We start from the raw sequence: 9,291 nt of genomic DNA on the forward strand, positions 1-9,291 counted from the left end.
CAAGGCATCGCCGACGAGAATCCCGCAGCCACCGGGTCCAAGTCCTGACCGGCCGTGCCGGTCAGGCGGGCTTGCGGGCAGCAATGCGCTCGACGATGCCGAGCTTGAACCGGTCCCGCTGCTCGATCTCCAAGCCCGCGGCCTGCACGTGCCTCAGGGGGCGGCGGCGGAAATGCTCGCCTCCCAGGGGGAGCGTGACGAGTTCCAGATATCGCTGAAGGGCACGGACCGGCCACGCCGAGCTGATGACGTGGTCGAGGAGCAGCAGGCGGCCGCCGGGGCGCAGCACCCGCGTCATCTCGGCGACCGCCTGCCGGTCGTCAGGAATGGCACACAGCGAGAGCGTGCACACGACGGTGTCGAACGAGGCGTCGGGGAACGGAAGATCCTGGGCATCGGCCTCGCGTAGCTCTGCAGTGCGGCCGAGTTGTTCGGCCCGGCGGCGGGCGATCTCGAGCATTGCCGGGCTCCACTCGATCCCGGTCAGCTGGACATCGGCGGGGTAGAAGGGGAGGTTGAGGCCGGTGCCGATGGCGATCTCCAGGGCCCGCCCCGAGGCTTGGGAGCAGATCCACCTGCGGCTGTCGCCGAACAGCACGCGGTCGAAGAAGCTCATCTGCCGGTCATAGGAGCGTGCGTGCCGGTCCCAGTAGCGGCGTAGCCGCTGGTTTTTGTCGCTGGTGCGGGGCATCGGGAGTGCCTTTCGGCAAGCGGATGGAGATCGGTCTTCCGGTGGGTCATCCGGTGCGGCAGCCGATAAGCGGGTGCTGGTGATAGCGACAGGGCCGAAGGTCGGATCACTCTGCGCGATCTAATGCAACACACCGCGCTGGACTGGCCGCCCCAGCCGGCCTCAACGCGTGGGGCACGATCCTCGGTTATCTCGTCACCGAGACCTTCAGCAGCCTGCGCCATCTCATCAATCAAACCGCCCGGTTCTTCGTCGCGCACGTGCACATGCGCGACGCAGGCATGGGCTTCACCCTCAGAGGCCATCGCCGCCGCGGCGACGGCTCCCACATGGGACGGAAAGCCCTACGCCAGTCAGCGCAGCCCAGTGGTCATCAGCAGCTGGGCCTGGCCCTGCTGGCGGATCTCCAGCATTGCCAGGGCCAGGCCCAGCGTGATCCACCCGAGGCGGCCCGGCCGTACCCGCAGCACCGGACCTCGCCCCGCGATCGAGCCCACCACCAGACGCATTAGGAAGGCGACCGAGAAGCCGGCCACGAGCAGGCCGGCCGGGTTGTAACGCCATGCCGTCGCCACATCGCCACGGAAGACCGCCACCACCGAGCGGGTAAGCCCGCAGGTCGGGCTCATCACCCCGGCGTTGTGCGTCGGCTCGTGCAGATCCACGGGGAGCATCCCCCACACCGCCATCGCCACCCCCGCCATGACCACCACGGCACCGGCCACGCCCAGCCCCCACCAGCGGGCGTTCCGCCTCTCCCAGCCCAGCTGAATCCGCGGCGACCACCGTGACCGGTCCAGCGCGCCGACCGGGGCCGGGGTGTCGGCCATGGTTCACCTCCAGGTGTGCAGTTCTCGCTCCAGTGAGGGAGCCCGCAGGGGTCAGGCGGCGCGCAGATTGAGCATGTCCGCCATCAGCTTCATCTCCGCCTCCTGGCTATCCACCATGCCCTGGGCCAGCCGCCGTACCTGCTCGGTCTTCGCCATCTCGGCCGCGGCCTGGGACATCGCGACGCCGCCCTTGTGGTGCGCGGTCAGCAGCCGCAGATACAGGATGTCCTCCTGCTTGCTGCCGGCCTTGCGCAGCTGGTCCATCTGGGTGTTGGTGGCCATGCCGGGCATGAGCGAGCCGTCGTGCGGCTTGTAGTCCATGCCCTCCATGCTCTCCATCCCATGCATGCCGCCCATGTCGTGGTGCATCCAGGACATGGACGGCTCCTGCGAGGACTTCGGCAGGTTCCACGCGTCCAACCAGCCCAGCAGCATGCCCCGCTGGTTGGCCTGGGTGTTGATGACGTCGTAGGCGAGACGACGCACGTCCTCGCTGCTGGTGTGGTCGCGCACGATGAATGACAGCTCCACCGCCTGCTGGTGATGGATGGCCATGTCCCGGGCAAAGCCGGCGTCGGCTGAGTCCTGGGTCGGTCCAGCGCCAGCGGTACCGCTCGCGGGCCACATCAACGCAACGACCACCGCGACGACGGCCGCCACGGCAGCGAGCGACCCGCCAATCAACAGCCGGGACAACCACCTGCCGCTCTGCCGGCGCTCCGCGAGCACATCATCCGTGTCCGGCACGTCCACGCGCTTCTCGTCGATGTCGGGCTCGTCGAGGCGGCTCATGAGGACTTCCCTCCGGTGCACGCCGCGCCGGGCTCAGGGGTCTGCTTGCCCTGCACGTACTTGTCGAAGAACTCCTTCACGCGCGAGTCAGACGCCTTGTTCACGTTCAGCTGGTGGCCCCAGGCCGTCAGCGTGATCGGCGAGGACTCGCTGGGATAGGGGCTCATCAGCGTGTACGGGGTCTTTTGCACCTTCGCTCCGAGCGCCTTGACGTCGGCGTCGGTGGCCTTGTTGTTGTAGGTGACCCAGACCGCGCCGTGCTCCAGCGAGTGCACCGCGTTCTCGTTCTGAAGGGGCTGGGTGTAAACGTTGCCGTTGCAGTCCTGCCAGACGGGGGCGTGGTTGCCGCCCACGGGCGGGGTCATGGGGTAGTTGACCTTGGTGGTGACGTGGTTGCGGCCCAGGCTGGACCATGTCTTCTCGCCGGAGATCGGAGCCGCTTTGGCCTGCTCCTTCTCGTTGGCGCGGTCGATGAGGTACCAGCCGCCTCCGACCAGCCCGGCGAGGATCGCGGTGGACGCGACGATGGTGATGATCCGGTTGCGGCGCTCGCGGGCCCGTTCGGTGCGGCGCTGTTCTTCTATACGGGCGCGGCGGGCCGCGGCCATGTCCTTATTGCTGTTCTTGCCCTTGCCTGAGTTCGTGTTCTTGGAGCCGGTGGAAGCCATGATGAAGTCCTTTGTGTGCAGCGGGAATTGACGGATGCCGATGAGCGGGCGGAAAGGGGACATCCGGTCTAGGTACGCAGCACTTGCAGGACATGGAGATTCGGCGGGCGGGGAGATACGGCGTATGCAGCGCCTGACGGCATGGCCCCCGGTGCTGCCCACGCGTAGGTGCGCGTCGGCAGGGTGTGCGAAAGGGGCTGCGGGCCCGGGTTGGTCACGGGGGAGGAGACAGTCGCCTTGACCGTGCAATGGTCCTGTGCGGGTACGGCGCAGACGTGGTCCCAGGTCTCGTGCACAGAAGTCGACGCGGCGGTGGTCTGCATGACCGGGGGCATGACGGGGCCGCCATGAGCACACGGGCACGCCAGGCCCCATACCGTGGCCAGGACCGCCAGCAGGCCCAGCACCACGACACCTGTCCGCCACCGCAGCGTCATCGTCAGTCGGCCTCGCCCGGTTCGGGATAGGTGAAGGAACGGCGGATGAAGTGATTCGGTGCGACCAGGGTTTCCCGTACGACACGGTCCTGGCCGTCCAGCGTCAGCTCCAAGGCGAGCCGCTCACCGGGATAGCCGAGGGCGAGCACGGTGTGGTTCTCTGCGTCCGTGAACCGGGACGTCTGGGTCGCCTTGCCCTGCGCGTACGGCTCGGCATCCACGAACTCATCACCGGACACTTCCAGCCGGGTCGGCGCGACGTCCAGGCGCGCGGCGTCGCTGGCGACCTGCTCATGCATGGTGAGCTTCTTCACCGCACGCATCGCCGTCACCGTCCGCTCCAGCAGGGCGGTGTCCGGGCGGACGGGCCACATCACCCGCAGCGTCTCCTTGCCGCCGCCCCAGCCCTCCGCCGCCGCCTGCACGGTCAGCAGGTTGGCGCCGTTCTTCCAGGCTACGGGCGCATAGAAGCAGCCATCGCCGCAGCCGCGCAGAGCCACGGTCCGGGCCCGGCCCGCCGCGTCGGCCAGCCGCAGCGACGCCTCGTACGTCCGTGAGTCGTCGCGCTGCAGGTCTGTGGTCGGGGCGGTCAGTCGCAGGACGACCTGTCCGGCCGACGCGGTGGCTGCGATGCCGATCTGGTCGGCCCGCCCGCCCACGGTGATGGCGTTGCCCGTGGCCGGAGGCGCGAACGGCAGGGCGGCCTGTGCATCGCGTGGCGGCTGGGTGACCGACAGCCAGGCCGTCACCGCCAGCACCGCGACCAGTGCCGACGCCTCGACCCGGACCAGCGAGCGCGGCGCACCCTGGACCATCCGCCACCGCGCGCCCGCTGCGAGCGCACACACCGCCACGACGAGCGCCACCTTGACGGTCAGGACCTTCCCGAACGAGGTGTTCAGCAGCTCGGAGGGCGACACCAGCAGCAGCCCGGACAAGGTCCCGGTCAGCAGTACGGCCACCACCAGCACCAGGGCGAGACGCGCGTAGCCGGCCAGTGCGCGGCGGAAGCCGGCGTCCCAGCGGCGCACGATGCCGACCCAGACGAGATGCAGGAGCGCGCCGATCCACACCGCGGCCGCCGCCAGATGCACCGTGGTCAGCAGCGGACCCCAGACCTCGGACGCGGTGGCGGGATGGGCGCGCAGCCCCTCCGACACCACGGCCGCCGCGAGCCCGGCCCAGGCCACCGGCCGCCAGCCGCGCATCAACGCCACGGTCACCAGCCACGCGGCGGTTTCCACCAGCGCGAGCACCCCGGCGCGTCCGCCGAACAACGCTGACCCGGACGGCGAGGAGATGCCCTCGACCAGGCTCCCACCACCCGCGATCAGCACCGCGAGCCCAGCCGAAGCCACCATCCCGCCGACCGCACTCGCCCGCGCCCACGACCGGGGAGCCCGGATGCCATGACGGGCGGCCAGTCGCTCCCCCACCAGCCCGCCCAGGGTCAGGGTGAACGCCGCGAACAGCACCCAGCGCAGCACCGCGGTCGCCCCCGCCCCGCTGACCTGCTGCTGCCCTCCAGCCGTTCCGGCGGACAGTCCGGCGGCGGCCGAGCCCACGGCGAAGCGGTAGCTGCCGCCCATCACATCGCCGTCCTGCGCGGTGGCCTGCCAGGCGACCGTGTAGACGCCCGGCGTCAGCGTCGCGCGCACCGGAACCGTCAACTGACGACCGCCCTGACTGCGTGAGGCGGATCCGACGGCCACGACCTTCCCAGCGGACGTCGTCAGGCGCACGGTGCGCGGCCCGGAGGGCTGCACCGGCTCGTCGAAGACCAACGAGACGGCCTTCGGCGCGGTGGGCACCGCGCCCTCGATGGCCGGTGAGGCGAACAGCAGCACCGCATGCGCCTGCGCCGAGGCGGACGTCGTCAGTAGCCCCGCCACCGCCAGCAGCATTACGGCGGCGAGGCGAGCGGCCGTGCGGCCCAAGAAACCACGCATCCCAAATACCTAAGTGTTCTAGGAGATCGTGTGGCGAACTTACCAGGCCTCACCGAGACAGGTACGGCCGGCCGGTTCAGCCGGCGGCGGACATACCCTCGGCCATGGGGACGTCGGACAGCGGGCAGACATTCATGCCTGTGGACGCCAGCGCGGGTTCGGCGGCCAGGAGCAAAGGCAGCGCAAGGGCACCAGCCACCACCAAGGCTCCAGCCCACGAGACCACACGATGCAGAGGCCGCTGCGGGCCGAGCAGACGCCGCACCCGCCCGGCGACATGCCCACCGGATGCGGCCAGGGAGGCCGCCGGCACCCCGGCACCGGCCAGCTCGACCAGGGCCCCGGCGAGGGTGAGCGCACCCGACCGGGCGGTGGCTGCGTCATCGGCCGCCAGCTCCACCAGGCGCGGCGTCTGCTCCGCCGCCATTCGGAAGAGCGGCAAGCGCGGGAAGGCCCGCTCCAGCCCCTCCGCGACCGCCAGCACCAGGTGGTGACGCTGCCGGATGTGCGCCCGCTCATGCGCGATGACCGCCTGTAGCGCAGCGGGCTCCAGCGCCGCCAGCGCCGCCGTGGTCAGCACGACCCGGTGACCATGACCGGGTAGGCAGTATGCCGCCGGCCGTGCGTCGTCGAGCACGGTGATACCCAATTCCGGCCGGTGACTGCCCACGACGGCCAGCACCTCGGCGTGCCGGGTCCGCTCCCGGCGCGCCTGCAACAGAGCCGCTCCCAGACACCAGCCGATACGGCCCATCAGGGCCACGGCCAGCACGGTCCCGCTCGCCGCGACCGCCGCACCGCCCGGCGCCGCGTACTGCTCGCGCAACGCCATCACACACGCCTGCAGCATCTCGGCGAGATTGCCGCTGACCGGCACGGTCGGCACCGCCACGGCCAGCCCGGCCAACGCCACCGACAAGACCACCGTCGCGCTCAGCGCCTGCCACGCCCAGATTCCCAGCCGCGGCGCCCGGGAAGCCCACGAGGACCGGGCAAGCCACACTGGACCGACCCCGCCGAGCACCACGGCGTATCCGAGAAGCACAAGCGCGACCCTCATACCCGGTCCTCCTCGGTGCGCGCGGCGAGCGCAGCCCGCAACTCGGCAACCTCGTCAGCGTCCATCTCGTCGAACAACTTCACCAGCGTCGCAGTACGGTCCGCGCCGGTGGCCCAGACCTGGTCGATCAGGGAGGCCGCGTACTCCTCCCGGCTCCTCGTCGCCTCGTAGCGGAAGGCGCGCCCGTCCTTGGCTCGCGACAGCCAGCCCTTTCGGTGCAGGACCTCCGTGACGGTGTGCACCGTGTTGTAGGCCAGTGGCTGCGGTCGCTCACTGTTCAGCCGCTCCAGCACCTCGCGCACTGTCACCGGCTCTCCGATGGACCAGACGAGGTCCATGATCGCCTGTTCCAGTTCGCCGAATCCGCGCATCCCGGCCGCCTCCGTCCACGAAAACCTAAGCAGCATGGTACTTCCAGCCCGGGGATGCCCGTCCAGGCACACGGCATGCGCAACCCGATTCACTGCGTCACCTCCGCCAGGCACGCATAGCCCTGCCTGCAGCGGGGCGCATTGCCAACCGGTGGTGGAACAGGTCGTCGAGGAAGGCCGGCACTCGGTGGTAGTCGCAGGGGATGACGGAAGATCGTCTGGGCTGAGCAGCCAGCCCCATCAGCTCCCGTCGCCCCGGCCCTGGCGTCAGCTGCGTGACCGGGCTGGACTGCCCGAAGCCTTCACAGGGCCTACTGCCCGGGGGGCCGGCCTCCGAGAGAACACAGCAGGGAAAGTTGTAACTCAGCCGCGGTTACGGGACCCGCAGCGCCAGACTCACGGACTCCATGCCAGCGAGCCCCCTCCCAATCGGGAAGGGGCTCTACCGATCACGCAGCCGACAACAAGCCTGGAACGGCCCTCAGACCCACTCCACCTCAGAGATGATCTGCGAGGCGCCTCTAGGGCCCGGCAACGGCGTCCGGGAGGAAGACGCCAACATCTGGGGGCGAGGAGGCGAAGCGACGACAGCGGCCAGCACAGCGGCCACCTCGTCCTCACTCATCCCCGCCAGGGCCTCAATCACCCGATCGAGTGCCTCGCTCACGTCAGTGCGCGTGACCGCTCGAAGCTGGGGCCGACACCGCGTTCTTGACCGTCAGAGGCAGCAGCTTCTTACCGGTCGGGCCGATTTGTATGGCCGTATCCATCTGCGGACAAACCCTGTAGTCGAAGGAAGGGGGCTCGTGCGATCAGATTCTGTGCGGCAGCGCCGAAAAGGTCTGTGGACGCTGCTTGACATGAGTCATTAAGCAGCGTCCACAGACTCCTGCGCGGTCGGCCGGGGAAGGGGGCCTGTGCGGCTCTCAGAGGCCGGATGGGTGGCTGGAAAGCCAGTCCGTGTGGCGGTCACGCACACTGTCACGCTCCACAGGCGTGACAAGGATGACATCCGCGCCACCGTCGTAGGGATGGTGGATGCGCCGCAATTCCGTGTCGGCAACGAAGACTTCGCCGAGCGCCTCGTCCGCCACGGCTCGCAACAGTCCGTCGATGCAGCCGCGGTTCCACCGGCGCCGGTCGGCGTACAGACGTGTGTGGGTGTGGAACTCCGGGTCGGGGTCGTCCTGCTCCGACTCGGTCCACCAGCGGATGCCGTCGGGGTGCAGCATCGGTCGTGGAGTCGGGTAGCCCGCGGACCAGGTCGGTGTGCCCGACCAGTCCATGGTCACCACGAACACATCCGTGTCCGCGAACAACTCGTCGAGGATCGTGTTGTACCGGTCCAGCACGATCGCGTACTCGTCCTCGGTCTCCGGGTAACGCTTCGAGCCGGGAAGGCTGTGGAAGCGCACCCAGCGATCCGCGTATCTGGTGCGGAACGTGTGAGCGGCGGGAGGGCCCGACGGATGCCGTTCCCTCCACAAAGCCGCCAGGAGATCAGGGTCGATGGCGACACTCCCCTTTGGCCGGAGCCACACCGATCGGACAGGAGACACCGGTCCCGCCGTGGCCGTTGATGTCGCGGTCAAGATACTGCCGGCGGTAGCCGTCCGCCGGGCGGAACGTACAGCCCGCCGAGCAAGGCAGGCGCCCACCTCGATCGCGGTGGACACGGGCTGCGCCTGCGCGGTGGACCGGGGAAACTTATTGGGGCGGCACTGTCGAGGCGAGGATCATGGTCCCGTGATGAAGTGGACGAAGGAGACCCCCCCGGTCAGGCAGTCCGAGCATGAGCCGGAACTCTCGGCCTACCAACGGGTGATGAGGAACCGGCTTCTCGCAGCCCCCGTGGTGCCCGCACCCGAACCCTGGCGGCCCGTCTTCAGGTACGAGTACGGCGTCCCTGTCGGCGGACTGCTCGGGATCGGCTTCGCAAAGGACCCCGACACCGGCCACGATCTGGTGATGGTCGTCTCCCAGGACGGGCACGGTCTCTTCGACGCCGTGACCGGCGAGAAGATCGCCAGGGACCGCGACCCCGCTCCCGAGGACAGCACCCCCGACGCCGTCGCCGACCTGCCCTGCCCCGGGCTGGGGCCGATCACCGGAAGCCGCGTACGCATCGCCGGGCTCTTCGGTGGCGGGCTGCACACCACCACCGAAGACGGCTGGACCCTGGAAGTCGTCACCCCGGCCTGGCCGAACGATCGGATCCTGCTGTCCCGCGACGGCGGGCTCCCCCACGCGGGTCCGCACGGAGAGGAGTGGTGGCACATCTTCCACTCGTACTACTCCACATTCCGCGCAGCCGGCTTCTCCCCCTCCGGCCGGACGATCGCTGTAGCCACAAGCAGTGACCTCTCCCTGTGGACCCGTGGAGCGAACACCGGCACCAGCCGCTCCAACAGTACCGAGACCTGACCGCAGGGGCGGCAGCCGGGCCATGCCGTGTCAGCCGTCAAAGCGGATCCACTTGAGCGGCGTGCCGCC

Annotated in this window: 9 protein-coding genes; 1 reads left to right on the forward strand and 8 read right to left on the reverse strand. The window is 69.4% G+C overall.

Going from position 1 to position 9,291, the window contains the following annotated elements:
* Positions 1-61 precede the first annotated feature (61 nt).
* The 8 genes from VXC91_RS39090 to VXC91_RS39125 form a co-directional block, all read right to left on the reverse strand.
* Entirely contained in the window at positions 62-691 is a 630-nt protein-coding gene (locus tag VXC91_RS39090) for a class I SAM-dependent methyltransferase (protein WP_329512111.1), read from the reverse strand.
* 353 nt (positions 692-1,044) lie between these two features.
* Positions 1,045-1,521, reverse strand: coding sequence for a DUF2752 domain-containing protein (locus VXC91_RS39095; protein WP_329512112.1), 477 nt, complete (start codon positions 1,519-1,521; stop codon positions 1,045-1,047).
* Between the two features lie 51 nt (positions 1,522-1,572).
* The gene (locus tag VXC91_RS39100) at positions 1,573-2,313 is read right to left on the reverse strand and encodes a DUF305 domain-containing protein (RefSeq protein ID WP_408057589.1); all 741 of its coding nucleotides are present in this window, start codon (positions 2,311-2,313) and stop codon (positions 1,573-1,575) included.
* Positions 2,310-2,981 (reverse strand): DUF3105 domain-containing protein, encoded by a 672-nt coding sequence (locus tag VXC91_RS39105; RefSeq protein ID WP_329512113.1) that lies wholly within the window; start codon positions 2,979-2,981, stop codon positions 2,310-2,312. The genes VXC91_RS39100 and VXC91_RS39105 overlap by 4 nt, the downstream gene beginning before the upstream one ends.
* A gap of 439 nt (positions 2,982-3,420) precedes the next feature.
* Entirely contained in the window at positions 3,421-5,367 is a 1,947-nt protein-coding gene (locus VXC91_RS39110) for a copper resistance CopC/CopD family protein (protein ID WP_329512114.1), read from the reverse strand.
* A 76-nt stretch (positions 5,368-5,443) separates the two neighbouring features.
* The gene (locus tag VXC91_RS39115; RefSeq protein WP_329512115.1) at positions 5,444-6,427 is read right to left on the reverse strand and encodes a M56 family metallopeptidase; all 984 of its coding nucleotides are present in this window, start codon (positions 6,425-6,427) and stop codon (positions 5,444-5,446) included.
* Positions 6,424-6,834 (reverse strand): BlaI/MecI/CopY family transcriptional regulator, encoded by a 411-nt coding sequence (locus tag VXC91_RS39120; RefSeq protein WP_329512116.1) that lies wholly within the window; start codon positions 6,832-6,834, stop codon positions 6,424-6,426. Before VXC91_RS39120 ends, VXC91_RS39115 begins: the two co-directional genes overlap by 4 nt.
* 890 nt (positions 6,835-7,724) lie before the next feature.
* Positions 7,725-8,339 (reverse strand): DUF3885 domain-containing protein, encoded by a 615-nt coding sequence (locus VXC91_RS39125; protein WP_425578486.1) that lies wholly within the window; start codon positions 8,337-8,339, stop codon positions 7,725-7,727.
* A 208-nt stretch (positions 8,340-8,547) separates the two neighbouring features.
* On the opposite strand from VXC91_RS39125, the gene VXC91_RS39130 reads away from it, so the two are divergent.
* Positions 8,548-9,222, forward strand: coding sequence for a hypothetical protein (locus VXC91_RS39130; RefSeq protein WP_329512118.1), 675 nt, complete (start codon positions 8,548-8,550; stop codon positions 9,220-9,222).
* The last annotated feature ends 69 nt before the right edge of the window (positions 9,223-9,291 follow it).

The organism is Streptomyces chiangmaiensis (genome assembly GCF_036281785.1).
GTDB lineage: Bacteria > Actinomycetota > Actinomycetes > Streptomycetales > Streptomycetaceae > Streptomyces > Streptomyces chiangmaiensis.

Bases quoted from the DNA above. Each gene is read 5' to 3' on its own strand.
- VXC91_RS39090 (WP_329512111.1), bottom strand. From the start codon at position 691: ATGCCCCGCACCAGCGACAAAAACCAGCGGCTACGCCGCTACTGGGAC.
- VXC91_RS39095 (WP_329512112.1), bottom strand. From the start codon at position 1,521: ATGGCCGACACCCCGGCCCCGGTCGGCGCGCTGGACCGGTCACGGTGG.
- VXC91_RS39100 (WP_408057589.1), bottom strand. From the start codon at position 2,313: ATGAGCCGCCTCGACGAGCCCGACATCGACGAGAAGCGCGTGGACGTG.
- VXC91_RS39105 (WP_329512113.1), bottom strand. From the start codon at position 2,981: ATGGCTTCCACCGGCTCCAAGAACACGAACTCAGGCAAGGGCAAGAAC.
- VXC91_RS39110 (WP_329512114.1), bottom strand. From the start codon at position 5,367: ATGCGTGGTTTCTTGGGCCGCACGGCCGCTCGCCTCGCCGCCGTAATG.
- VXC91_RS39115 (WP_329512115.1), bottom strand. From the start codon at position 6,427: ATGAGGGTCGCGCTTGTGCTTCTCGGATACGCCGTGGTGCTCGGCGGG.
- VXC91_RS39120 (WP_329512116.1), bottom strand. From the start codon at position 6,834: ATGCTGCTTAGGTTTTCGTGGACGGAGGCGGCCGGGATGCGCGGATTC.
- VXC91_RS39130 (WP_329512118.1), top strand. From the start codon at position 8,548: ATGAAGTGGACGAAGGAGACCCCCCCGGTCAGGCAGTCCGAGCATGAG.